The following is a 25832-nucleotide window of genomic DNA, read 5'->3' as shown; positions in this document are numbered from 1 at the left end:
CTATGTTCCGCAGAGGAGGAGCAATCACGGCAGAGACCTTCTTAGAGAGGATGAGCGAACAATTGCTATGAAAGATTTCGAAAGCGTACAAGGTATGATTCTTCGACGAAAGTAGGACCATATGAGTAACAACAGTTACGAGTATTTTATTCCGGAATACTGAAGTGTGAGAAGTGTGGCTCTAATTTTAATGGTAATAGTGCGATCAAGAAGCTCGTTAAAACCGGCGAGACAATATATAGAACTTATCGTTGTCATAACAATTACTTGTATAAGACATGCGATACACCATCGCGGCTCAATCCCTGTCCTCTTCGGACTTAATGAGCTCAAATCAGCCTCTAAATAGCAAAAACACCATCCTCATGCGGATGGTGTTCATGATGGTGGAGGCGAGGGGATTTGAACCCCTGTCCGAAGATCACGCCACACGGCTTTCTACGGGTGTAGCTGCAGTTTTGATGTCACCTACGGAGTCCCCCTGCAACGCGGTACTTTATAGGTCAGCCTGATTATCTTCTTCAGCACACCCCAGGCGGAGATGTGACAGCGTATCCCACTAAAGTTGGGCCCTCATCCCGGTACATGGGCGATACAGAGCGAGAGCACGCGAGCAGGTTATTAAGCTGCTACAGCGTAGTTTGTTTGTTGTTTGCCATTTAATAGGCTTTAGCGTTGATGAAGCAGACGACTCCCTGCTACCCGCTGGCTCGCGCTCGTCCAATCCCCGTCGAATCCATAAACGCCCCCGAATGGGCATAAACGCTGCTTATGCTCTTGCCGAGCATCAACGTCTAGCTAGTCGGGACCTCTGGATTGAGGTGATGTATGACTGAATCGCACAAGTCATGTACATCTGAAATTCGGCTGAGTCTTGCTTGCTCTCTAACCGACCCGGCAACCCACCGTTGCCGTGTACCTATTATACCACGAACATCCGGCATTTGCCCGGGAATATTGCTGGCAGCGTTGGCCGATTCATCCATGGGAAGAACGGATTATCTAGCCACCTTCTGCTTCTCCCGAAGCGCGCGCTGGATATCGCGCTGCGCATCCCGCTTGGCGGCGGTATCGCGCTTATCGTATTGCTTCTTACCTTTGCCCAGCCCGATCAGCAGCTTGGCGTACCCGTTGCGCACGTAGATCTTCAGCGGCACGATGGCATAGCCTTCTTGCTTCGATAATCCCAGCAGCTTGTGAATCTGCGCCTTATGCAGCAGCAGCTTCCTTGCGCGCGTCGGATCAGTCGGGTTATGGATGTTGCCCTGCTCGAAAGGGCTGATGTGCATGTTGTGAATGAAGATCTCGCCATTGCGAATCGTTGCGAACGCATCGCCGATATTCGCTCTGCCATTACGCAGCGACTTAATCTCCGTTCCCATCAAGACCATGCCCGCCTCGAAGGTCTCCTCAATGAAATAGTCATGGGAGGCCTTCTTGTTCTGGGCGAGCTGCTTGCCGTCGTTCTTCTTGGCACCCATGCTAATTCACCTCGTTTCTTCTTCAAGACCAGCGTCTCTGTTGGTTCATTGTAGCAACTTTGCCAGCCAAAATCAATAATCAGGAAAGGTACTCTTTCCTTTAAACTGATCTTCACCTCATGAACCAGTTAACCGAATGCTGGACCCTCCAAAACAATCTATGTGAAGCAAAAGACCGCCCGACTCGAGGTCGAAGCGGTCTCTCCGATATTAAGCTATTACAGCTTAACTACGTTTTCAGCTTGTGGTCCGCGGTTGCCTTGAACAACGTTGAACTCAACGCGTTGGCCTTCTTCAAGAGTTTTGAAGCCGTCGCCAACGATTGCGGAGAAATGTACGAATACGTCGTTTCCGCCTTCAACTTCGATGAAGCCGAAACCTTTCTCAGCGTTGAACCATTTAACTGTACCTTGTTGCATGTGGAATTACCTCCAAAAAATTAAATTAATATGCGCCTATTTGTTCTTTGAAAAAAAAATATTCACACATTGAAAAGGGTTTCATGACGACTCTAATGACACCCTTTTCAATATGTGAATTCAGGTTCATCTCATCCGATTGCTTTGAGTATACTATCCCAGCCGCTGAAAAGCAAGCGACAAGCTTAAATATATTTTCCCATTATGTCCAGTTGGCGGCACTTACATTCCCAACTAAGGAAAAACCATGCCGCCATCTGACTCTAGAATGAGAGTATATCAACTACATAAACCCATCTAATCCTATTTTTAGTAAATTCAGACCTATTTCCGTTTCTTTCTTACAAAAGCTGCCGTGGAGTTGCTTAGCTCTCCTTTTTTCTTGCGCTTCTTTTTCTTGGCTTCGTCTGCTGGCGAGGCTGCTGCTGCTCCCGCTTCACTGCCATTGAATACGCCGCTAGTCGTCGCGTTCTTCCGGCGCCCGTTCCCGCCTTTGCCCTTTTTCTTGGTTTTGTCACCGGATGCGCCAGTGCCCTTGCCCGGGCGGCCATCCTTGCCGCGGGTATCCTTGCGGGCATCGCCGCCTTCACGAATTGGCAGTCCCCACATATCCGTGCGAGTGCTTTTACCTTCAGCTTCAATCTCTGCGGCTCTCTTATCTATCCAGTCGCCATTATCCGGCACGCTATCCTTACCCCAAGGGTTGGCGCCATTCCCAGTCGGCGCAGCCGCGTCCTTGCCGCCGCGTTTGAATCGGCCTTTAGCCGCTTGATCAGCTGCACCTGATCGTTCTTTACCACCATTCGCGGCTGGCTTGCTGCCATCGCGCCCGGCGCCGCCTTTGCCTCGGCCGCCCTTGGCGCCAGCGAATGCGCCGCGACCTCCGCCGGAAGCATCACGGCTGCCGGGACGACCGCCGCCCTCACGCTTGCCATAGCCTCCGCGCTTGCGGCCTGCCCCGAAACCGGCATCCGCAACGCCTTTGTAGCTGCCGCGCGGCTTCATGTCGACCATCTCGAAGTCAATATTATATTCATCCATATCGACGCGCGCTACGCGAATCTTCACTTCATCGCCGATGCGGTATACCTTCGACGTACGCTCGCCAATGAGCACCATATGGAGCTCGTGGAAGTGGTAGTAGTCATCCGTCATATCACTAAGACGAATCAAACCTTCGACCGTATTCTCTAATTCGATGAACATGCCGAAGCTGGTTACGCTGCTGATAATGCCGTCGAATTCCTCGCCGACCTTATCCAGCATGTATTCGCATTTCTTCAGCTTATCCGTATCCCTCTCAGCATCGACCGCTGCCCGCTCCCGTTCAGAGGAATGCTGGGCAATATCCGGCATACGAGCCGTCAGAGCTTCATGACGCGCTTCGCTAAGTGCTCCGCCGCCCTCAAGAACCTCGCGAATGACCCGGTGGATCACCAAATCGGGGTATCGGCGAATCGGCGATGTGAAGTGGGAGTAGAATTCGGCAGCCAAGCCGAAGTGGCCCAGACTCTCTGCATCGTACTTCGCCTGCTTCATCGATCGCAGCATCATGGTGGAAATAACGGTCGATTCCTTCGTCCCTTGAATTTCCTCCAAGAGCGTCTGCAGCGCACGCGGATGAACGGAATTGTTGCCTTTGCCACCCTTCACGACGTAGCCGAAGTTTGCCGCGAACTGCATGAATGTCAGCAGCTTCTCCTGATCCGGGTCCTCGTGAATCCGGTACAGGAATGGCACACGCAGCCAGTGGAAGTGCTCCGCAACCGTCTCGTTCGCCACCAGCATGAACTCTTCAATGATCTGCTCCGCAACGGAACGCTCGCGCTTGACAATATCAACAGCCTTGCCGTTCTCATCGACGATAATTTTTGACTCCTGGAAGTCGAAGTCAATCGCGCCGCGCTTCATCCGCTTGGAGCGCAGGCGCATCGCCAGCTTCTCCATCAGGGCGAACATCGACAATAGGTCGGCATAACGCTCCTTCAGTTCCGTCTCTGGCTCCTCTTCATTAGCGGTCAGAATGCGCTTCACATTCGTGTAGGTCATTCTCTCCTTCGTGCGAATGACACTCGTGAAGACATTATGCTTCACACGCTTCAGCGTCTTCGCATCGAATTCCATCTCGCAAGAAAGCGTCAGTCGGTCAACTTGCGGGTTAAGCGAGCATATGCCATTCGACAAGCGGTGAGGCAGCATTGGAATGACGCGATCGGTCAAATAAACGCTGCAGCCCCGGCGGAATGCTTCCTGATCCAGTGCAGATTTCTCCCGTACATAATAGCCTACGTCCGCGATATGAACGCCAAGCAGGAAATTGCCGTTCTCCAGCAGCTTCACATGCACCGCATCGTCGAGGTCCTTAGCATCTTCGCCATCAATCGTGACGATGATCTCATCTCTTAGATCACGGCGCCCTTGCTCCTTGATCTCCGCTTCGGTGATCGTATCCGGCGCAGCTTCCGCTTCGGCCATAACCTCATCGGGAAAGCTCTCCGGCAGCTGATGCTTGCGGATGATGGACAGGATGTCGACGCCAGGATCATTTTTGTGACCCAGAATCTCCAGAATCTCGCCTTCAGCCGCGCTGCGGCCCTCCGGATAAGACACAATACGGACAACAACCTTCTGACCAGTCACCGCGCCTTGGAATCCGCCCTTCGGAATAAAGATATCCCGGTTAATCCGCTTATCATCGGGCATAACGAAGCCGTATACCTCGTGATTCTCGAACGTGCCGACGATCTGTGTCACTGCACGCTGGACAATACGGACAACCTCGCCTTCCATACGTCCGCCACCTTCGCTTTTGGACGTAATGCGTACTAGGACAATATCGCCGTTCATCGCGCTCTTCAGATCATTCGCGTGAATATACACATCGGGATGATCCTTCTCATCCGGCAGCAGGAAAGCGAAGCCTTTCGCATGTGCTTGAAGCTTTCCGCGCAGCAAGTTCATTCGCTCCGGTACACCGTAGCGCTCGTTGCGCGTACGAATGATCTTGCCCTCTTCTTCCAGTTTATTTAGCAGTTGGAGAAATTCCTTGAATCCCGCTGCTCCCTCGATACCGAAGTGTCCCTCCAGCTCTTGGTACGTCATCGGCTTATACGCCGTTTCTCTCATAAAATCTAGCAATTCTTGCTCGCGTTCCATCATGAATGGCCCTTCTCCTCATGAACCGCCTAAGGGCTAGAGCTCTTGTAGCGGTTGATAGATTATCATATACCATGTAGTATACACGAAATGCCAGCGGCACATCCCCATTTGCGAAAAAAACGAAATACCGCCTTAATCATCAGCTTCCGCTGATTGGAGAATCCTCTGTCTTATGAACCGGTCTTCTCCATTCCCTGGCATGAACCCCCCACCAAACCAGTACACATACCATCATCGAGGGCAGTACTCCCCACAATCCCAAGAGACGAAATCCAGCAACCGCCGACCAAACCATAATATTCGGAAGCAGCAGCCAAAAACGTGATATCCGCAGTCCCGCGAATAGATCCGCCGTATTCCATGGGAATTGCGAAACAAACTCCTCGTTTCTCCACTGCTCCCACTGCGTACGCAGCCAAGGTACAATCAGAAATAGAAATCCCCCCATAATTGCGTACGTAGCAGATGGTGGCACAATCAGCATTGCCCCTGTCGTTACCGACAAAAAGCCCATTCCGATCCGCAGCATGGACAGCGACCGCACAAAGGTAATGATGCGCAGCTCGGCGAGAATCGTACCCGTATCGGTCTTCTTGAACAAACGCCGGGACTGGCGCATGAACAATGGCTTTTTTAGCTTCATAACCGGCTTCCGTTCGATCACTTGGCTCATCAGAAGCTCTGTGGAGGACAACCGCGCTGAGCGTTCATTTTTCACTTCCGTCTCAAAATGAATCGGCTTGCGGAGACATACAATCAGTACGACAAGAAGCAGTACAGCAGCTCCCGCCAGCGCAGATCCGAAGATACTTCCCTCTTGCGTTAGCGACAGCATCGGATATAAGTATGCCACGACGCCGATCAGCAGAACGATCGCTTCCAATACCACCTGTCGCCACTTGCGGAGCCTTCCAGTCAGCATATGAATCGTCATCGACATCAGCATCGCGAACAGGAAGGAATACAGATAGGCTGCTCCAACTTCCTTAAGCCCCATCTGTTCCACTCGCAAAAGAAAGGGCAGCACCACAAGGAACGGCAATACGAGTCTCAGCGCCTGCATGATGAACGAATAGGCCATGCCATAACGCTTTAGCAGCTTCAGCCAACGAGGCTGTTGGAGCAGAAACAATCGGTCCGCCTCATCGACAAAGACTCGAATGCGTCCTCCGAATGCAAGGATAAGAAATAACACAATCGATAGCAGCAGCAACCAGGGAACCCCGGCAGCCCACTCCGGCGTCTCCAGCCAGATCTCACGATATAGTCCGCCGAAGATGAGAATGCCTGGTACAAGTAAATACACCCAAACGGTCCAATCGAAAACGCTGTTCCATGCTTTTGCCTGTTCTTTCACATTGCGCTTCAACCGGTAGAAGAACAGCTGTGACGGTGTCATCATTGCTTTTTCCTCCTTAAGTCAACGCCAGGAAGCAATCCGACAACGCCGCATCCTCCGCGCATCCCGCATCCCGTCTGACCTGATCCAGCGTTCCCTGCGCAACAATCGAACCTTGATTAATAAGGACGAAGCTTTGGCAGATTTTCTCAGCCGTGTCCAGTACATGCGTTGACATCAGGACGCCTGCGCCCCTTGCCAGCTCGCTCTGCAACAGGGTCAGGAAATCACTCGTCGCCCGTGGGTCCAGTCCCAAGAACGGCTCGTCCACAATATAAACATCTGGCTCCAGCAGGAATGCGATAATCAGCATCAGCTTCTGCTGCATCCCTTTGGAGAACGACATCGGATAATGATGCTTCTGTTCCGTCAGCCGGAACTGCTGAAGCAAACAATCCGCTTTGGCCTCGAATTGGGCTTCCGTTATGCCGAATACCGACGCGGCCAATCTCAGATGCTCCCATAGCGTAAAATATTCATAATAAACCGGTTGCTCCGGCACATACGCATATCGCTTATGTTGGCCCCCAATCTCCACCTTCCCCGTTACGCTGGGCATGAGGCCCATAATCGTCTTCACCGTCGTGCTTTTCCCCGCACCGTTAGGACCGATTAAACCCACTAGCTCGCCGGGGCCAACCTGTAGATTAATATCCCGAATGATCGCTTTATCCGCTTCATATCCCGCTTTTTGAATGGCCGCTTGCAGCACATAGCTCGTCTCTTTTTCTCCAACATTCCACTCCTGATTCACTTGAGCAACCTCCTCACTCTCTACACCGAATCGCAGCTCTTCCTCTATTCTACGAAATCCCCTGTTTCTGGTATCAGAAAAAACATCAAAAAAAGACGAGGATTAAGCTCCTCGCCTTTTGTTAGCTCATCATTATTTTTGTACGAAATAAGATACAATCAGTGACAATAAGAAGAATCCGATTGCCAATGCTACTGTCAGACGCTGCAGGAACAGGTCCAAGCCACGGGCCTTCTGCTTACCGAACAAATGCTCTGCGCCGCCGCTAATCGCACCAGACAAACCAGCGCTCTTACCTTTCTGCAACAATACGACTGCAATCAATCCGATAGAGAATAATACAAGCAGGATCTTCAATGTAATTTCCATTCCATCCACCTCCAGCGTAGCCGCTCGTAAAACACATAAGGTTATTGTACCATAGCTGCACAGGATTGACAATAGTACGAGCCTTTACAAGAGTCGCTAAGCATAGCCCATTTTTTTCAAATAGAGAATATTCGCCTTCGCGCTATCCATTGAACTGGTCAGGAAGTCCTCCTGCTCCACGAACATATACTCGACATCGCTCTTCTCAATCTCTTGCAGCAGCCTTTCAATCCCGACAATACCTTTTCCAAGCTCGGTATCCTTGCGCCCCATTTTGAAATCACGGATATGCACCAAAGGCGTCCGGGCCTTATGCTTCTTCAAATATTCCACCGGGTCATAACCCGCCATGTATATCCAGCCCAGATCCAGCTCTGCAACCAACAATTCCTCGGGCACCAGCTCCAATATACGATCGAATGCAGGTCTGCCGTCTACCAGCTTCCATTCATAATCATGATTATGCAGAGCCAGCTTCATGCCCGCCGCCCTCGCCTGTTCCCCGCATCGAATGAGCACATCCGCCAAAAAGTGCATATCCTCGATCGTCGGCTGTTCGTGCATAGGCACCCACGGTACGATGATGTAAGAAACGCCGATCCCGGCGGCAAATTCAATATCATTGTGGAAATCCCGATCCAGCTTCGCCAGCGTCTTAAAATTAAGCGATACGAGCATGGAAGGGATAGCTAATTCGAGCTCATCGGCCCTCTTCTTCAATTGCTCTGGAGGCGCGTTGAAGTACCCGATCGACTCAATCGCTTTATAGCCCATCTCGGCGATCTTCTCCAGCGTTCCCAGAATATCGCGCTCCGCCTCATCTCGTAACGAATACATCTGTATTCCCGCAATTGGCTTGCCCATCTGTCTTGTTGCCCCCCTAAGTCCGACATATGCACTCCGAGTTCATACTCTCGTACATTATGCGCAGCGAGGGCAGCAGGAATACTCCATTAATGCCTATGAATCAAGAATGTCATGCAGCAATCGCCGAATCTCCGTTATGCTTGATGGAACAATGGCCTCCATAAAGCTGCCGTTCCGCCTTGCTCCTGATCCAATGTGAATCTCGTGGACTCTCGTCTTGTCGACGAACTCTTCAATATTGCCCGCATGAAGTCCGTAGCCGCCCAGTATCGAAATGCCCAGCCGGTCGCCCTCCTCCCGGAGAGTCCGAATTCGATCCGCAGACTGCGGAGCAGGCTTTAATCCGCCTGCTGTTAGGACGCGGCTAATAGATGGATACTCGGCAAGCTGCCGCAATGCCGCCAGTTGATCCTCGATTTCGTCGAATGCGCGGTGGAACGTCACATCAAGACCTTCCGCTGCACGAAGCATCCGCTCCAGCGAGCCTCTATCCAATTCGCCGGAGGGTGTCAGCAGCCCGATTACAATACCCGCGGCTCCCGTCTCCTTAATCGCTTCGATATCTCGCAGCATAATCCCTATATCCGATTCGCTATAGCAGAAGGACTGACTATGTGGTCTAACCATCACTTGAACAGGCAGCGTAGAAGCATTCACTGCCCCTTCCACTAATCCAAGACTTGGTGTTAATCCGCCTTCCGCGATCCCGGTTACCAGCTCGATCCGGTCCGCTCCTCCCTCGGCAGCAGCTTCGACATCCTCCGTCCGAATGGCGATCACTTCAATCAGCATGTTCAATCCACTCCTCTCGACAACCTTAATCCATTTATACCAGCGTTAGGCGTTATACTCGCCTGCCACATGATGGCGCTTCATCTAATCTATTCGAGCCTACCTCATTAAGAAGCAAAAAGGAAGACCCGGGGGTCTTTCTTTGGTAGCCAATATTATGTTTTCGACGCTTTGAACACGGACAGCAGCAGCACGATCAAGCTGACTACGCCGATGCCAGCCAATGTCATTACCGGACCGCTCCACTGGAGGCCTTGGCCGAAGAAGAACAGCTCGCGCAACCCCTCTACCATGAATCGCATCGGCAGCCAGGAATGTACCCAATCCCGGTAAAAACCGAATAATGCAAAAAAGAGAGCATATCCCCTGAGGGACATGCTCTCTTCTTATTTCACAAGCAGCGGAGCTGCCTGTTCTTATTTGAAGTTTTTCAGGTTGTAGAATGCTGCTTTGCCGCCGTATTGAGCTGTGGAGCCCAGTTGGTCCTCGATGCGAAGCAATTGGTTGTACTTCGCTACGCGGTCCGTACGGGAAGGAGCGCCTGTTTTGATTTGGCCAGCGTTCGTCGCAACTGCGATGTCCGCGATTGTGCTGTCTTCGCTTTCGCCGGAACGGTGGGAGATAACCGCTGTGTAGCCAGCGCGTTTCGCCATCTCGATCGCATCGAATGTTTCTGTAAGCGTACCGATTTGGTTAACTTTAACCAGAATGGAGTTGCCTACGCCTTTCTCGATACCGTCGTACAGACGCTCTGTGTTTGTTACGAACAGGTCGTCGCCAACGAGTTGTACTTTGCTGCCCAGCTTCTCAGTAAGAAGCTTCCAGCCATCCCAATCGTCTTCGGAGCAGCCGTCTTCGATCGAAACGATCGGATACTTCTCAACCCACGAAGCAAGCAGGTCAACGAACTCAGCAGGCGTGAAGGATTTGCCTTCGCCAGCCAGTACGTATTTGCCGTCTTTGAAGAACTCAGTGGAAGCCACGTCCATACCCAGGAATACGTCAACGCCTGGCTTGTAGCCTGCGCGCTCGATTGCCGAGATGATTGTCGTAATCGCTTCTTCGTTGGAGCCAAGGTTCGGAGCGAAGCCGCCTTCGTCGCCAACAGCTGTGTTCAGGCCTTTGTCATGCAGTACCGCTTTCAGGTTGTGGAAGATCTCTGCGCCGATGCGAAGAGCTTCTTTGAAGTCGGAAGCGCCAACTGGCAATACCATGAACTCTTGTACGTCGATGTTGTTGTCCGCATGCTCGCCGCCGTTGATGATGTTCATCATTGGAACTGGAAGAGTCTTAGCGTTGAAGCCGCCCAGGTATGTGTACAAAGGAACATCCAGAGCGTCAGCCGCTGCGCGGGCAACAGCCATGGATACAGCCAGGATCGCGTTAGCGCCCAGCTTCGCTTTGTTAGGCGTGCCGTCAAGCTGGATCATTTTGCGGTCGATTGCTACTTGATCAAGGGCGTCAAGACCGATGATTTCAGGAGCGATAATCGTGTTTACGTTTTCTACTGCCTTAACAACGCCTTTGCCCAGGTAACGGGATTTGTCGCCGTCACGAAGCTCTACCGCCTCGTATGCGCCAGTGGACGCACCGGATGGAACGATAGCGCGGCCTTTGCCGCCGGACTCAAGAGCTACTTCTACTTCTACAGTTGGATTCCCGCGGGAATCCAGCACTTCGCGTGCATATACATCAACGATAATGGACATTTGAATGAACACTCCTTTTCTATAGTTCGCATAATCAATATTGCTTCATTCCACTAGTCTACTATTATTGGCCAAGCAATGTCGAGCCTGTCATCTCAGCCGGCTTCGCCAGACCTAGCAGGTCGAGCATCGTCGGCGCGATATCTGCCAGGATGCCGCCATCGCGCAGCGTAGCGCCTTCTCTCGTTACGATCAAAGGCACCGGATTCGTCGTATGCGCCGTATGCGGACGGCCATTCTCGTCGAATACCATATCCGCATTGCCATGGTCCGCTGTAATGATGCAGACGCCGCCTTTCGCAAGCACCGCTTCTACGACTTTGCCCAAGCATTCATCCGTTGCTTCTACCGCCTTGATCGTTGGCTCCAGCATGCCGGAGTGACCAACCATATCCGGGTTGGCGAAGTTCAGGATGATCGCATCATGCTTATCCGCTTCAATCTCGCGTACCGTGGACTCCGCCAGCTCGTAAGCGCTCATCTCCGGCTGAAGATCATAAGTGGCAACCTTCGGCGAGCTGATCAGGACACGAGTCTCGCCCGGAAGCTCCTTGTCACGGCCGCCGCTGAAGAAGAACGTGACATGCGGGTACTTCTCCGTCTCCGCTGTGCGAAGCTGCGTCTTGCCGTTCTGGGCAAGCACTTCACCCAGCGTATTGTCGAGATTCTTCGGCGAGTAAGCGACATAGCCGCCCACCGTCTCGCTGAACAGCGTCAGGCAGACGAAGTGCAAGCCTACGGGATGATTCGCGCCGCGATCGAAGCCGCGGAAGTCCTCATTCGTGAATACTTGCGACAGCTGGATCGCACGGTCCGGACGGAAGTTGAAGAACACAACTGCGTCCTCGGACTCCACCAGTCCTACCGGCTTGCCGTCTCCGCCTACGATTACCGTCGGCATAACGAACTCATCATATACGGATTTCTCATACGATTCAACTACCGCTTTCACAGGATCTGCGTATTGAGGTCCTTCGCCATAAACCATAGCACGGTAGGACTTCTCCGTACGCTCCCAGCGCTTGTCGCGGTCCATTGCATAGTAGCGGCCTTGGACCGTTGCGATGCGACCTACGCCAAGCTCCTCGATCTTCGCTTGAAGCTGCTCGACATAGCCCTTCGCGCTATCCGGTGATACGTCGCGGCCGTCCAGAAAAGCGTGGATGTATACATCCGTCAAGCCTTCCTTCTTCGCCAGTTCCAGCAGCGCGAACAAGTGAGCGATATGGCTGTGAACGCCGCCATCGGACAACAGCCCGTACAGATGGAGCTTCTTGCCTCTCGACTTCACGTGATTCACAGCAGCGAGCAATGTCTCGTTATCGAAGAACTCACCGTCGCGGATTGACTTGCTGATACGAGTCAGATCCTGATACACGATGCGGCCTGCGCCGATGTTCAGATGGCCAACTTCGGAGTTGCCCATCTGACCTTCCGGCAAGCCCACGGCTTCACCGCTTGCTGTCAATGTCGTATTCGGGTATTGCGCCATGTAACGGTCGTAATTCGGCTTGTTCGCTTGTGCGACCGCATTGCCAGTCACGTCGTCGCGAAGGCCGAATCCGTCCAAAATAATCAGTGCTACCGGTTTGCGAGAGGCCATATTACTTGGCCCCCTCGATCAAAGCGATGTAGGAAGCAGGCTCAAGGCTTGCTCCGCCTACCAGCGCGCCGTCGATGTCCGCTTGACCCAGGTACTCCGATACGTTATTCGGCTTCACGCTGCCGCCGTATTGAATGCGAACTTTCGCTGCAACCGCTTCGTCATACAGTCCTGCGATCACGCCGCGGATGTAGCCGATGACGTCTTGTGCATCTTCAGACGTGGAGGATTTGCCTGTGCCGATCGCCCAGATTGGCTCGTAAGCAACTACAACTTCAGCTGCTTGTTCAGCCGACAGGCCTTGGAATGCAGCTTCTGTCTGCACTTTGCATACTTCTTTCGTCGCGCCGGATTCGCGCTCTTCCAGCTTCTCGCCTACGCATACGATTGGCGTCAAGCCATGCTTGAATGCCGCAACCGTCTTCTTGTTCACGATCTCATCCGACTCCGCGAAGTAAGCGCGGCGCTCGGAGTGACCGATGATGACGTACTTCACGCCCAGATCCTTCAGCATCAAGCCGCTGATTTCACCTGTGAAAGCGCCATTGTCCTCGAAGTGAACGTTTTGCGCGCCGATAGCGATTGTCGTGCCTTTAGCCGCTTCTACCAGTGCAGGAAGCGCTGTGAAAGGCGCGCAGATAACGCTCTCTACGCCAGCGACTTCCGCTTTGCCCTTCACTTCAGCGAAGAATGCCGCCGCTTCAGATACCGTTTTGAACATTTTCCAGTTGCCTGCGATAATCGGTGTTCTGCTCATAGGATGACCTCCTGTTTCTATCTTCTCAAGATTTACTTGTCGTTAAGAGCGACTACACCTGGAAGCACTTTGCCTTCCATGAATTCCAGGGAAGCGCCGCCGCCAGTGGAGATGAAGTCCATTTGGTCAGCAAGACCGAACTTCTCAGCTGCCGCAGCAGAGTCGCCGCCGCCGATGACCGTGTAAGCCGAAGTCTCAGCTGTTGCTTTTGCTACTTCACGCGTGCCATGAGAGAATGGCTCGATTTCGAATACGCCCATTGGTCCGTTCCATACAACCAGCTTGGAGTTTTTGATCACGTCTGCATAAAGCTCACGCGTCTTAGGACCGATGTCGATGCCTTCCCATTCAGCCGGAATGCCGTCAACGTTTACGATTTGCGTGTTCGCATCAGCGCTGAAATCGTCTGTTACTACGATATCAACCGGGATGTAGAAGTTTTTGCCCAATTTTTTCGCTTTTTCGATGAACTCAAGCGCCAGGTCCAGCTTGCTGTTGTCCACCAGGGATTTGCCGATTTCATGGCCTTGCGCTTTGAAGAATGTATAAGATAAGCCGCCGCCGATGATGATGTTGTCAGCGATCTCCAGCATTTTGTCGATAACCGCGATTTTGTCCTTAACCTTGGAACCGCCTACGATTGCCGTGAACGGGCGCTCAGGGTTGTTCAGCGCTTTGCCTAGTACTTCAAGCTCTCTCTCCATCAGCAGGCCGGATACGGCTGGCAGGATGTGAGCAATGCCTTCTGTGGAAGCGTGAGCGCGGTGAGCAGCGCCGAAAGCGTCATTAACGAACAGGTCAGCCAGCTTGGCAAAAGCCTTCGCAAGCTCCGGATCGTTACTCTCTTCGCCCGGGTAGAAACGTACGTTTTCAAGTAAAAGAACGTCGCCGTTCTCCATTGCAGCGACTTGTGCTTCTACGGCTTCGCCGATGGCTTCGTTCGCTTTCGTTACCGGCTTGCCCAGCAGTTCCGACAGACGCACTGCGGAAGCTGTGTGGCGAAGCTCTTCGACGACTTGTCCGTTTGGACGGCCCAGGTGGCTCGCCAGAATCACTTTTGCGCCTTTTTCGATCAAAAAGTTAATCGTTGGCAGCGTCTCGCGAATACGCTTGTCATCCGTAATTTTGCCGTCTTCGAGCGGCACGTTGAAGTCCACGCGGACGAATACACGCTTGCCTGCCAATTCTGCTACGTCACGTACACTCTTCTTGTTCATGGTTGAAATCCTCCCCAATAGTGGTTTCTGCCGGCTTATCGGCCATATCTATCTCTATAAAGCAAAAGGCGTCCCTTCACCCTAAAAGGAAGGAACGCCCATAGTCCGGCCCTGCGAGGGCGCAAACCAAGGGCCGAAGCTCTTACGTAAGGAGCCGCGGCCCATCAGCTTTCTTTCCTTACAGACCTTTGCTTGCGATATAAGCAGCAAGATCAACTACGCGGTTGGAATAGCCCCACTCGTTGTCGTACCAGGAAATAACTTTAACCATGTTGCCTTCAACTACCATAGTCGACAGAGCGTCGATTGTGGAGGAAGCTGGGTCGCCGTTGTAGTCGCTGGATACCAGCGGCAATTCGTTGTAGTTCAGAATGCCTTTCAAAGCGCCTTCGGAAGCTTCTTTGAACGCTGCGTTAACTTCTTCAACCGTTACGTTAACTTTCAGCTCAGCAACCAGGTCAGTTACGGATACGTTAGGCGTAGGAACACGCATAGCCATACCGTTCAGCTTACCTTTCAGCTCAGGCAGTACCAGCGAAACAGCTTTCGCAGCGCCTGTGGAGGAAGGAATGATGTTCTCTGCAGCAGCGCGAGCACGGCGCAGGTCTTTGTGTGGTACGTCAAGTACAGATTGGTCGTTTGTGTACGAGTGAATCGTTGTCATCATACCTTTAACGATACCGAATTTATCGTTCAACACTTTAGCGAATGGAGCAAGACAGTTGGTTGTGCAAGAAGCATTGGAGATAATGGTGTGTGCAGCAGCGTCGTATTGGTCTTCGTTAACGCCGATAACCACAGTGATGTCTTCGTTCGTTGCAGGAGCGGAGATGATAACTTTTTTAGCGCCGCCTTGCAGGTGAAGCTCAGCTTTTTCTTTTGCTGTGAAGATACCAGTGGACTCAACTACGATCTCAGCGCCTACGGAACCCCAAGGCAGATCAGCAGGGTTGCGCTCAGCGAATACTTTGATTTCTTTGCCGTTTACAACCAAAGCGCCTTCTTTTGCTTCAACAGTAGCGTCCAGAACGCCATGCGTTGTATCGTATTTCAACAGGTGAGCCAGCGTGTTAACATCTGTCAGGTCATTGACTGCTACGATTTCCACCTCAGAATTGTTCAGCGCAGCACGGAATACGTTACGGCCGATACGTCCAAAACCATTAATACCAACTTTAACCATTGTTTGTTCCTCCTAAGCGTTTTTGGATTGCTATAAAAAAATATATTTCAAGACGTGTCCCGGGGGCTGCTAATGCAGGCCGTTCCTCGTCATGATGCCTTCCTTACAACTTGTACAATTCCTTGCCCTGCGTCTAATTCTCTTCTAGTAAACTGGCCATCTCCAGCGCCGCGGCTTCGTCGGTGACGAGTACGTCGTTATGGCCGAATCGCATCACTGCCGCAATCGCTTCGCCTTTGTTCTTGCCCCCGGCAACGCCAATCACTAATTCAGTGTTAACGATATCCTCGAGCCGTAACCCTACGGTCTGCATTTGGTGAACAACGGCTCCGCTTCGGTCAAAATAAAACCCGAATGCCTCGGCCAGTGCGCCCTCCGCTTCGATCTCCGCTACAACTTCGCTGTCCAGCTTCCGTCTTCTCGCCATGATCATGGCGTCCCCGATCCCGTGTACGACAATTCGCGCACTTCGGATCACGTCAACGATCTCCCGAATGTTGGGCTCTTGCATCAAGGAAGCGAATGCCTCTTCACCCAGATGATCCGGCACATGCAGCAGCCGGTAATGTCCGCCCGTCCGCTTCGCCATGGTCGAGGCCAGCGTATTCGCTTGATAATCCAAGCTTTCGCCAAGTCCGCCTCTTGCCGGTACGAACCAGATATCCTTCATGGCTGTTGTTGTCGTAAGCTGATTGGCTACCTGGGCAATCGTCGTGCCCCCGGTTACCGCTACGACATCTCTCGGCTTCAGCGCGGTGCGAAGTACTTGGCACGCTACCCTTCCGAGCTCGCGCTTCGTCTGAATCGACGTCTCGGAATCGCCTTGCACAATGATGACCTGCGATAGCCCGTATGCCCTGCGCAGCTTCTCCTCCAGTTCGGACAAACCGAACATCGACTTGTACAGAGGCTCCAGCTGTTCGAGTGCGCTGCGGCCTTGCTCGCTGATCCGCATGCCCGCCGTATGAATCTCCAGCAGGCCTTGCTCCTTTAGGAAATCGGTCTCTGCCCGAAGCACTCTCTCCGTCATATCCAGCGTATTCGCCAGTGTACGGCGGCCAATCGTGTCCGATAGCATTACCTGATGCAGGATCATGTACCTCTTCCGCATGACTTCCAGAAGCTCAGGCACAAGCTGCTGCTGCAGTTCAATGAGCTGTCGCATCTCTTATCCTTCACTCCATCGGTCATTAGCATAATGGGATTCAAAGAATTGTTGGGACTGAATTCGTCCCGCGTGTTCATTTTAAGTCCCACCTCTATTTTAACGAAAACAAGAGCAGCCTGCAAGAGTCGAATCGCATTTGAAAACGATTTCCGACATCTTTTTCACAAATTTAATTTTCCCAGCCTTCTTGCTTTAACGGCGTGAATATCATATAATCATCTCTGCTACTGTTTTTTGAAGAGATGCGCCCGTGGTCCAATGGATATGACGTAGGCCTCCGGAGCCTGAGATCTAGGTTCGATTCCTAGCGGGCGCGCCACTATACCAATAAACTTAAGCCGTTCAGCCTCATGCTGAGCGGCTTTTTTGCATCCTGCAACCAACCTGTGCATGATAGCTTCTTCCGTCCTGCAACAAACCTAACTACAATAACGTTTATATGGGCGGATTTAAAATCACCCAAGTCTGTAGATATTTGGAGGAAGTTATGAAGCGAAAAAACAAGCGTTTGCTACTGGCAGCTTTTGTACTCGTACTCGCCATTATTATTATTCAATCAAAGGCCGTGCCAAAAGCCTTAGCATCTATTGCAGCAACGCTATATGTAAACTCTCATTACGCTGGGAAGAATCTCTCATTCACCGGCGTGGAATATGAAGCTCATTTCGGCCAATATATCGATTCTTTCAAGAATCGCACCGAGAGCATCCATCTAATGATGTACCCAAACGCTATGCCCGTCTTCGTTCAATATGATCCTCTCGACACGAGCAGATAACTTCTTCACATTGTTTCTGGTATATCGGTACACAATTGTAGGCTCCGACACGCTATCCTCCTGTTCCCGCTTTTGATCGCTTCTCTTGTTTCTGCCAAAAATCCGGCGGTTCATAGCTAATCAGCGTATAATCCAGTTATTGATAGATAAGTCGTTATCAACAGCTCTGTTCAAAAATTATTGTACGTTCATTTACGAATGGAATGGTTATTGCATTGTTAATTTGCAGTGAGGATTGGAGAAGTCGTGAAAAAAGCTACATTTGGTCAAATGAAGGAGCCCTTGACCCCTCGAGAGGAGTGGAGAACACAGATCATTGACGCTGCGAAGACGGGTTTCTTCAAAGCGTTCCAATCCTTCTTCACCTTCAAGCTGCAACGGGATCTCGATGTGATGCTGGGGGCGATCCAAGGGGTTATCCCGCAGCTTAGCGGAATCATCCTTGAACTGGGCACAGATGAGGAAGAGCGGAAGCTACGTCTGGAGGATTTGCACAAGCTGAAGCATGCCGTCAGCTATTATGAATGGCTGCAGCGTTTCGTCAATGACCTGCAAAACGGGGTCTACTTTACGGAGCGGACCGAAGAGCAAATATAGGGTTTGGCCTGAAAAATCAATTTCTTTGACCATCTTTGACTTTTTGATTTTAATCCGTTATGATAGGAATACGAATTTTTGATTCATGCTTTTACGTAGACGAAGGAGGACTGGTTCGAAATGAATTTTGTGCCTATGGTTATTGAGCAAAGCAATCGGGGGGAACGTTCATACGACATCTATTCCCGCCTGTTGAAGGATCGCATCATATTTCTAGGTTCTGGCGTGAATGACGTGGTAGCCAACTCCATCATCGCGCAAATGCTGTTCCTGGCGGCGGAAGACCCGGATAAGGATATTTCCCTATACATCAACAGCCCTGGCGGTTCCATAACAGCCGGTATGGCCATTTATGATACGATGCAATACATCAAGCCGGATGTATCGACGATCTGCGTAGGTATGGCCGCGTCCATGGGCGCGTTCCTGCTGACAGCGGGCGCGAAGGGCAAGCGTTATGCGCTGCCTAACAGCGAAGTCATGATTCACCAGCCGCTTGGCGGCGCTGAAGGCCAAGCCAGCGACATCGAGATCCGCGCTCGCCGCATCCTGAAGATGCGCGACAAGCTGAACCACATCCTGGCGGAACGTTCCGGCCAGCCGCTCAGCCGCATCGAGCAGGACACCGACCGCGACTACTTCATGAGCGCAGCCGAAGCCCACGCTTACGGCCTCGTAGACAAAGTCATCGAGAAGGTCTAATCATTCATAACGCAGAGAAACCTCCCTTCCACTTTTGTGGAGGGGAGGTTTTTAATTTGCGGACGCTATGTTTATGCCCCAAAGTCTGTCTCTGCTTAATCGCGAAATCCTCACTTTAAATAATCAACCAGCTCTCGCAGCGGCTCCCCGCTGATAAAAGCATACTTCAACTTAACATGATCAATAATGACGGAATAGGGTTCAAATGAGTATGGATGACATGGCTCACGCAAGCTACCTTCTCTTCCTAACAAGACACCCTTCATCACTGCTAAGTTGCAAACCTTATAACAGTTTCTTACAACACTAATTCTCTGTTCCAGTCACTTTCGCACGATTAACGTTGCCCCATACCCCTTCCAGAAGCCCCCCGCCTCGCTCCTCCCATTTTTTTCTGGTCCATAGTGACTTTTATCACATCTTTCCAATTCCTGCTCATGCTATATTGGCATCACAACGACAACAGACAAATGCAACAGAGAGATAGTCAGGAGGAGTACCTATGGAGATTGAAGCGCTGCTCAAGGTGGAGCAGCTTGCGTTGAAGAAGCTGCGCATTTTCCGGCAAAGCCTGTGGCGGTACCTGTCACGTTCCATGCTGGCAAGCATGTTTATCGGTTTCGGCGTTATCGTCGCATTCAAGACAGGCAGCTTCTTTTATGTCGAGCATTCTCCGCTCACCTATCCCATGGCCGCCCTCACGTTCGGCACAGCCATTATTCTGATTAGTTATGGCGGAGGCGACCTGTTCACCGGCAACACCTTCTACTACAGCTACGCCGCCCTTCGCAAAAAAATGCGCTGGAGTGATACCACTAAGCTGTGGATTCTAAGCTATGGCGGCAACATCCTTGGCGCTGCGGTGTTCGCACTCCTGATCTGGCTGACCGGACTATTCGCCGATCCGAATGTGAACGGGTTTCTGCTTGAGGTCGTGGACAAAAAGATGCATACGCCTATGGTAGAGCTGTTCTTCCGGGCGATACTATGTAACTGGCTCGTCTGCCTGGCCTTCTTCGTACCTATGGGGCTCAAAGGGGACGGTGCCAAAATGTTCGCCATGATGCTCTTCGTATTCTGCTTCTTTATCTCGGGCTACGAGCATAGCATTGCGAATATGTGCACCTTCGCGATCGCACTTGTCCTGCAGCAGCCGGGGACGATATCGCTGGACGGCATTCTGCATAACCTGATTCCTGTCACAATCGGCAATCTGATCGGGGGAAGCGTGCTGATGGCCGCGATGTACCACTACGTAAACAAACCATTTATCGAGGAATAAAGGAGACTATCATTTATGAAAAAATCAAGAATCGTCATCATCGGTACGGGAGCTGTCGGCTCGACGACCGCTTATACTTTGCTGCTTCGCAATCGCATGGATGAGCTGGTGCTCATTGACGCCAATGCTGATAAGGCCGCAGGAGATGCGCTGGATATGAACCACGGCATGCCTTACCTGGGCGGCGCTAAGGTTTGGGCAGGCACTTATGAAGACTGCAAAACAGCCGATATTATCATCATTACGGCAGGCGCAGCGCAGAAGCCCGGAGAATCGCGGATCGATCTTTTGAAAAGAAATATCGCGATCTTCGACAGCATCATTGATCAAGTGCTCCTTCATACGCGAGATGCAATTCTGCTTATCGCATCCAATCCGGTCGACATCATGAGCTACAGATCGTGGAAGAAGTCGGGCCTGCCAGCGCATCGCGTGATCGGCTCGGGCACGCTGCTCGACAGCGCGCGCTTCCGCTATCTGATCGGACAGAAGCTGCATATCGATCCTCGCAGCGTACACGCTCACATCATCGGAGAGCACGGCGATTCGGAGCTTCCGGTCTGGAGCCTCGCGAACGTCGCCGGAACCGAGCTGCAACTGAGCGCAGAGGACAAAGACGAGATTTTCCTGAATACTCGCGACGCCGCATATCAGATCATTCAAGCGAAAGGCGCAACCTACTACGCCATCGCACTGGCGCTAGACCGCATCTGCACAGCGATTCTGGACGATGAAGGAGCCGTCTTGAACGTCTCGACTCTGCTGGAGAACTACCTTGGCGTATCGGATGCTTATCTGGGAATTCCATGCATCATCGACCGGAGCGGCGTTCGCTCGACGCTGGAGCTGACTCTTACCGATCTCGAGCAAGATCTCTTCACCCAATCGGCAGACAAATTGAAGAATATCCTTGCTACACTTGAGGGCTGAAGCTCGATAGGCAGTCGATAAGACAAGTGATCAGTTCGCTTTCTTTCAATCTCATGCATGCATAACAAAAAAGCCTTCCTTCTACTCCTGGACGGCATCCACCGCAAGCTTTAGGCTTGCAGCCGGATACCGATCATTCAGAGTGAAGGAAGGCTTTTCGCATATCGAAAAATACAGACGCATAAATAAAAAAGAAGCCGCTTTGGCGCGCGAACAAGTCATGCGACAAAGCCACTTCTTTCCTCTTATTGGTTATCCAATTCCTCTTTGCTGACAAGAGCGACTAAAGCGTTTACAGCCTGTTCGGCGTCCGACCCGTCCGCGCTGATCGAAATTTCTGTGCCAGAGCTGATTGCCAGACTCATAATCCCCATAATGGATTTGGCATTAACCTTCTTATCGTCTTTCTCTACAAATACCTCGGAGGAGAATTTGTTCGCTTCTTGTACGAATAACGCTGCTGGTCTCGCATGAAGCCCCGTCTTCAGACGAACGACAACCGGAAGCTTGGTCATGGAAATCTTACCCCCTATATTTTACTAAAAGCTTTATCACGTGGGAAATGTTGAATAATATAAGCCAATTACACCTTATTATATCATCATACAAGCCGTTGCACTAGGCAAAAGTTGAACCGCCCCGGATTTTTTCGGCTAATTCGTCGATTTTGCGAAGTCGATGATTGACGCCGGATTTACTGACCTTTCCGCGAAGCATCTCGCCTACTTCCGTCAGGTTCAAATCGGGATGCTGAAGCCTGATCTCCGCCACTTCACGCAGCTTCTCAGGCAGGCTCTCCAGTCCAACTTCCTTCTGCAGCAGCTTGATATTGTCGATTTGTCTTACGGCCGCTCCGATTGTTTTGTTCAGATTGGCCGTCTCGCAGTTGACGATCCGGTTGACGGAATTGCGCATATCGCGCATGATCCGCACATCCTCGAATTTGAACAGCGCTTGATGTGCGCCGATGATATTCAGCAATTCGATAATTTTTTCGCCTTCTTTGATGTAGAAGATAAAGCCCTTCTTGCGCTCGATACACCGCGCGTTCAGGTCGAACTTATTCGCAAGATCCACGAGCGCGCCGCAATGCTGCTCATACATCGACGAAATCTCCAGATGGTACGACGACCCCTCCGGATTGTTGACCGAGCCTCCTGCGAGGAATGCGCCCCGCAAATACGAACGCTTGCAGCAAGGCTTGCGTACAATCTCCTTGTCGATGCCATCGTTGAACATGAAGCCTTCCGATACGATGCACAGCTCGCTCAGCACTTCCTGTACGTTCGTAGGCATACGGACGATATAAACGTTGTTTTTCTTCAGCCGCATCTTCTTGCGAACGAGCAGCTCCACATGGACTTCAAAATGCCTTTTGATCAACGAATAAATTCTTCTGGCAATGGCCGCATTCTCCGTCGAGATGTCCAGAACGACCTTGCGGCTGGATAGGCTGACCGAACCGTTCATCCGGATAAGGGCCGATAGCTCGGCACGCTCACAGCAGCTGTCCGATTCAATTAATGTCAGTTCCTTCTTGGTCTGCGCCGCAAAAGACATTCTTCCTCACCTCTTTCTTAACATCCAGTTCTCCACTAGTTTATAAATATGATGGCTTAACCGTTCCGCGTCATGACGCAGAAACTTTCGAAATAATACAAGCCGGTCGGCAATGACCTTATAGCCTCTGCTTTCGACCTCTGCCATATCCAGATGGACTGCTTTCGCGCCCAGCTCGGCGTATTGGCTCTCCACCTGCGGCGGAATTTCTCCGTCATTCACAATGACATAATCGAATAAATGATGACCGATATGCGCATGAATCGCATCCAAATGATTGCTTACTGAATAATTGTCTGTCTCGCCCGGCTGCGTCATGACATTGCAGACGAACAGCTTTACTGCTTCTGATTCCACAATGGCTTGCGCCAGCTTCGGTACGATCAGGTTCGGCATGATGCTTGTGTATAAGCTGCCAGGCCCGATCAGAATCGCATCCGCGCTCTCAATCGCCTCCACCGCTTCAGCCAGCGGCTCGACATCGGCCGGCTCCAGGAACACCCGTTTGATCGCCTGCCCTGCCTTCGGAATCATCGATTCCCCGGTAATAATCGTACCGTCCGCCATCTCCGCTTTCAGTACGATGGCCCGGTCGGCGGCAGGCAGCACCCGCCCTTTGACCGCCAGCACCTTGCTGAGCTGCCGGATTCCTGATACGAAGTCGCCGGAGATATCCGTCATGGCGGCCAGCATTAGATTGCCAAGACTGTGACCCGCAAGTCCGGTGCCGTTCGGGAACCGATACTTAAGCACCTCGGTCAGCAGCGGCTCCGCGTCCGCCAGCGCCGTCAGGACGTTCCGAATGTCGCCGGGGGGCGGTATTTGCAGCTCGTTGCGCAATATGCCGGAGCTGCCGCCGTCATCCGCTACCGTGACGATAGCGGTAATGTCGAGCGGCTTCTCCTTAAGCCCCCGCAGCATGACAGACAGTCCCGTACCGCCGCCGATGACGACGATTTTGGGACGTCTGACTATTTTCTGTATGGTCTGCATGCTCTCACCCCGTGTCAGTGCTTATCTCGTTCGGAATCGCGGTGGCTGACACGCACCCGCTCCGTATCGCTGCTGCCAAGCATGCGGCCCAAATACTCCGCGATCGCGACAGAGCGATGCTTCCCGCCTGTACAACCAATCCCGATAACCACTTGGCTCTTGCCTTCCTTGCGGTAGAGCGGTATGAGAAATTGCAGCATATCAAGGAGCTTCGTTAGAAACTGCTGGGTTTCCGGCCACTTCATCACATATTCATAGACATCCGGATTTTGCCCCGTGTTGGGACGCAGATGCTCCACATAATGCGGATTCGGCAGGAAACGCACATCATAGATCAAGTCGGCGTCGATCGGAATGCCGTATTTGAAGCCAAATGACGTCACATTAACCGACAAGCTATTTTGCTCCAAATGAGTAAAATGATTAATAATCCGCTCTTTCAATTTAAGCGGCTTTAAGTTACTCGTATCAATAACCTGCGATGCGGAACCCTTGAGGTCCTCCAGCATGCGCCGCTCGCTGTGGATGCCGTCGAGCGGCAACCCTTGCGGAGCAAGCGGGTGACGGCGGCGGCTTTCCTTATAGCGCTGCACCAGCACCTCGTCGGTCGCATCCAGGAACAGAATCTCGCAGCTGATTGTATGATGCTCTTTGATATACGCTAACGACTCCGCAAGCGCAGTGAAAAACTCCCTGCCGCGGAGATCGATGACAAGTGCTACTTTTCCTATCTTACCATTCGACTGCTCGATTAATTCCGCGAACTTCGGAATAAGTACCGGAGGCAGATTATCGACGCAAAAAAATCCGAGATCCTCAAGGCTCTGGACAGCAATTGTTTTGCCCGCACCCGACATACCGGTAATTATGACAAGCTTCGCCAATGTCGCTGTCGTTTCCATGAGAGACACCTACTATCCTCTTAGAATAAGTCCTGCCGCTCCGACGATACCCGCATTGTTGCCCAGCGTAGCCGGAACGATTTTCACGCCTTCCTTCGCCTGGTCAAGCGTATACTTCTCGAACACTTCGCGAATCTGATCGAACAGGAAGTCGCCCGCTTTGGAGACGCCACCGCCGATAATGAAATATTGCGGGTTCAGCAATATAGCCAGCGTGGACATTGATTTGCCCAAGTAGAATGCTGCGCGGCTCACGATACGCGCCGCCACTTCGTCACCGGTTTTCGCCGCATCAACGACATCCTTCGCCGTAATCTCCTCGAGACCCGTCAAAGTTGTGCGGTCTCCGCGCTCTACCGCATCCTTTGCCATACGAATAATGCCCGTAGCGGAGGATACCGTCTCCAGGCATCCCATCTTGCCGCATCCGCACTGGATTGCTTCCAGATCAGGGACGATCGAAGCATGGCCGAGCTCGCCCGCCATACTTGCGAAGCCTTCCACAATACGGCCGCCGATAATGATGCCGCCGCCTACGCCCGTGCCAAGCGTGTAGCACACGCAGTTGTCGATGCCTTTGCCCGCGCCAGCCCATGCTTCGCCCAGCGCAGCCACATTCGCATCATTGTTAACCTTAATCGGCTTCTGCAATTCTTGCTCCAGAAAGCCTTTCAGATCGGTATTTTCAATATATAGATTCGCAGAAAACTTCACAAAGCCTCTTGGAATATCAAGGAAGCCGGCGATTCCTACGCCCACACCCTCAACCTGTTCCCATTCAAAAGGCGACTCTTTCACAATCTCCCGTGCATAATCCGCAATATTATGAAGGATGACGTCCGTTCCTTTACCTGTTCCCGTCGGCCCTTCAAACGTGTGGAGCAAATGTCCCTCCGCATCGCAGATGCCTACCTTGATCGTAGTACCACCGACATCGACTCCAATGTAAATCTTCTCAGACATGACAAAGCCACCTCATCCATAAAGTTAACGTTCTCTGTTCCAACTATAAGCGTTGTAACCGCTTCGGTCAAGCGCAATCCACCACCCCCAGCACGCGCAAAAAGTGCCCATTTGCCGCATCACTGCTGACATTTTGCGATACGTAAGTGCCTCGTAGAAGCGTCCGTGAAGGCGATTCCAAGGAGCTCTCATAGCCTCATAGCTAGAGACGAAGACGCCACCCTGCTGGCATTATGATTCCTTCATCT

Annotated in this window: 25 protein-coding genes, 1 tRNA gene, 1 other RNA gene and 1 pseudogene; 7 read left to right on the top strand and 21 right to left on the bottom strand. The window is 51.8% G+C overall.

Translation table 11 applies throughout. The features are described 5' to 3' along the window. The first annotated feature begins 156 nt into the window (after positions 1-156). A complete protein-coding gene (locus tag AC0YNW_RS06890; protein ID WP_475832170.1) occupies positions 157-324 on the top strand; it encodes a recombinase zinc beta ribbon domain-containing protein in 168 nt (55 codons plus the stop codon). 60 nt (positions 325-384) lie between these two features. Here AC0YNW_RS06890 and ssrA read toward each other — a convergent pair. From ssrA to AC0YNW_RS06810, 16 genes and pseudogenes are all read right to left on the bottom strand, one after another. Beyond that, positions 385-750: a transfer-messenger RNA gene (gene ssrA / locus AC0YNW_RS06885) on the bottom strand. Between the two features lie 248 nt (positions 751-998). Then, positions 999-1481, bottom strand: a complete 483-nt coding sequence (smpB, locus tag AC0YNW_RS06880) for an SsrA-binding protein SmpB (protein WP_387477733.1) — start codon at positions 1479-1481, stop codon at positions 999-1001. A gap of 218 nt (positions 1482-1699) precedes the next feature. Then, complete coding sequence (locus tag AC0YNW_RS06875; RefSeq protein WP_116047333.1) at positions 1700-1900, bottom strand: cold-shock protein; 201 nt, start codon at positions 1898-1900, stop codon at positions 1700-1702. 324 nt (positions 1901-2224) lie between these two features. After that, positions 2225-5056, bottom strand: a complete 2832-nt coding sequence (gene rnr / locus AC0YNW_RS06870; protein WP_475832169.1) for a ribonuclease R — start codon at positions 5054-5056, stop codon at positions 2225-2227. 142 nt (positions 5057-5198) lie between these two features. After that, positions 5199-6461 carry an ABC transporter permease gene (locus AC0YNW_RS06865; protein ID WP_475831309.1) on the bottom strand — a complete coding sequence of 421 codons (1263 nt, stop codon included), beginning with the start codon at positions 6459-6461 and terminating at the stop codon, positions 5199-5201. A 13-nt stretch (positions 6462-6474) separates the two neighbouring features. After that, a complete protein-coding gene (locus tag AC0YNW_RS06860; RefSeq protein WP_475831308.1) occupies positions 6475-7212 on the bottom strand; it encodes an ABC transporter ATP-binding protein in 738 nt (245 codons plus the stop codon). Positions 7213-7344: 132 nt separating this feature from the next. After that, entirely contained in the window at positions 7345-7581 is a 237-nt protein-coding gene (gene secG / locus AC0YNW_RS06855; RefSeq protein WP_119803882.1) for a preprotein translocase subunit SecG, read from the bottom strand. A 96-nt stretch (positions 7582-7677) separates the two neighbouring features. Further along, on the bottom strand, positions 7678-8445 hold the full coding sequence (locus AC0YNW_RS06850) for a sugar phosphate isomerase/epimerase family protein (protein ID WP_475831307.1): 768 nt from the start codon (positions 8443-8445) through the stop codon (positions 7678-7680). 96 nt (positions 8446-8541) lie between these two features. Further along, positions 8542-9240: a copper homeostasis protein CutC gene (locus AC0YNW_RS06845; protein ID WP_475831306.1), complete on the bottom strand. Its 699-nt coding sequence runs from the start codon at positions 9238-9240 to the stop codon at positions 8542-8544. 155 nt (positions 9241-9395) lie between these two features. Continuing rightward, positions 9396-9575, bottom strand: a pseudogene (locus AC0YNW_RS06840) (YhgE/Pip domain-containing protein); the annotation flags it as partial. 81 nt (positions 9576-9656) lie between these two features. After that, on the bottom strand, positions 9657-10949 hold the full coding sequence (eno, locus tag AC0YNW_RS06835) for a phosphopyruvate hydratase (RefSeq protein ID WP_387477717.1): 1293 nt from the start codon (positions 10947-10949) through the stop codon (positions 9657-9659). Between the two features lie 64 nt (positions 10950-11013). Beyond that, entirely contained in the window at positions 11014-12552 is a 1539-nt protein-coding gene (gene gpmI / locus AC0YNW_RS06830; RefSeq protein WP_475831305.1) for a 2,3-bisphosphoglycerate-independent phosphoglycerate mutase, read from the bottom strand. A 1-nt stretch (position 12553) separates the two neighbouring features. Next, positions 12554-13309, bottom strand: coding sequence for a triose-phosphate isomerase (gene tpiA, locus AC0YNW_RS06825; RefSeq protein WP_475831304.1), 756 nt, complete (start codon positions 13307-13309; stop codon positions 12554-12556). A 32-nt stretch (positions 13310-13341) separates the two neighbouring features. Then, on the bottom strand, positions 13342-14526 hold the full coding sequence (locus tag AC0YNW_RS06820) for a phosphoglycerate kinase (RefSeq protein ID WP_475831303.1): 1185 nt from the start codon (positions 14524-14526) through the stop codon (positions 13342-13344). A gap of 178 nt (positions 14527-14704) precedes the next feature. Continuing rightward, complete coding sequence (gap, locus tag AC0YNW_RS06815; protein ID WP_119803897.1) at positions 14705-15709, bottom strand: type I glyceraldehyde-3-phosphate dehydrogenase; 1005 nt, start codon at positions 15707-15709, stop codon at positions 14705-14707. A gap of 133 nt (positions 15710-15842) precedes the next feature. Then, positions 15843-16874: a sugar-binding transcriptional regulator gene (locus AC0YNW_RS06810; RefSeq protein WP_475831302.1), complete on the bottom strand. Its 1032-nt coding sequence runs from the start codon at positions 16872-16874 to the stop codon at positions 15843-15845. A 247-nt stretch (positions 16875-17121) separates the two neighbouring features. On the opposite strand from AC0YNW_RS06810, the gene AC0YNW_RS06805 reads away from it, so the two are divergent. The 6 genes from AC0YNW_RS06805 to AC0YNW_RS06780 all read left to right on the top strand — a co-directional run bounded on the left by AC0YNW_RS06805 (position 17122) and on the right by AC0YNW_RS06780 (position 21166). Beyond that, positions 17122-17196: transfer RNA gene (locus AC0YNW_RS06805), tRNA-Arg, on the top strand. Positions 17197-17364: 168 nt separating this feature from the next. Further along, positions 17365-17655: a hypothetical protein gene (locus AC0YNW_RS06800; protein WP_475831301.1), complete on the top strand. Its 291-nt coding sequence runs from the start codon at positions 17365-17367 to the stop codon at positions 17653-17655. A gap of 246 nt (positions 17656-17901) precedes the next feature. Beyond that, complete coding sequence (locus AC0YNW_RS06795; RefSeq protein WP_475831300.1) at positions 17902-18252, top strand: hypothetical protein; 351 nt, start codon at positions 17902-17904, stop codon at positions 18250-18252. Positions 18253-18372: 120 nt separating this feature from the next. Continuing rightward, the gene (clpP, locus tag AC0YNW_RS06790) at positions 18373-18954 is read left to right on the top strand and encodes an ATP-dependent Clp endopeptidase proteolytic subunit ClpP (protein WP_119803907.1); all 582 of its coding nucleotides are present in this window, start codon (positions 18373-18375) and stop codon (positions 18952-18954) included. A 502-nt stretch (positions 18955-19456) separates the two neighbouring features. Continuing rightward, on the top strand, positions 19457-20236 hold the full coding sequence (locus tag AC0YNW_RS06785) for a formate/nitrite transporter family protein (protein ID WP_387477690.1): 780 nt from the start codon (positions 19457-19459) through the stop codon (positions 20234-20236). 15 nt (positions 20237-20251) lie between these two features. After that, positions 20252-21166 (top strand): L-lactate dehydrogenase, encoded by a 915-nt coding sequence (locus tag AC0YNW_RS06780; RefSeq protein WP_387477688.1) that lies wholly within the window; start codon positions 20252-20254, stop codon positions 21164-21166. Positions 21167-21411: 245 nt separating this feature from the next. Here AC0YNW_RS06780 and AC0YNW_RS06775 read toward each other — a convergent pair whose 3' ends face one another. The 5 genes from AC0YNW_RS06775 to AC0YNW_RS06755 all read right to left on the bottom strand — a co-directional run bounded on the left by AC0YNW_RS06775 (position 21412) and on the right by AC0YNW_RS06755 (position 25584). Beyond that, complete coding sequence (locus AC0YNW_RS06775; RefSeq protein ID WP_116047300.1) at positions 21412-21681, bottom strand: HPr family phosphocarrier protein; 270 nt, start codon at positions 21679-21681, stop codon at positions 21412-21414. Between the two features lie 103 nt (positions 21682-21784). Continuing rightward, positions 21785-22726 (bottom strand): DNA-binding protein WhiA, encoded by a 942-nt coding sequence (whiA, locus tag AC0YNW_RS06770; RefSeq protein WP_387477685.1) that lies wholly within the window; start codon positions 22724-22726, stop codon positions 21785-21787. Positions 22727-22732: 6 nt separating this feature from the next. Next, the gene (locus tag AC0YNW_RS06765; RefSeq protein ID WP_387477683.1) at positions 22733-23719 is read right to left on the bottom strand and encodes a gluconeogenesis factor YvcK family protein; all 987 of its coding nucleotides are present in this window, start codon (positions 23717-23719) and stop codon (positions 22733-22735) included. A gap of 14 nt (positions 23720-23733) precedes the next feature. Then, positions 23734-24621 carry an RNase adapter RapZ gene (rapZ, locus tag AC0YNW_RS06760; RefSeq protein WP_387478400.1) on the bottom strand — a complete coding sequence of 296 codons (888 nt, stop codon included), beginning with the start codon at positions 24619-24621 and terminating at the stop codon, positions 23734-23736. Between the two features lie 12 nt (positions 24622-24633). Next, positions 24634-25584, bottom strand: a complete 951-nt coding sequence (locus tag AC0YNW_RS06755) for an ROK family glucokinase (RefSeq protein WP_387477681.1) — start codon at positions 25582-25584, stop codon at positions 24634-24636. Between the last annotated feature and the right edge of the window lie 248 nt (positions 25585-25832).

Source organism: Paenibacillus sp. J31R120 (genome assembly GCF_056269225.1).
Note: the sequence above shows the minus strand (reverse complement) of the source record. Positions and strands in the feature narration are given on the sequence as shown.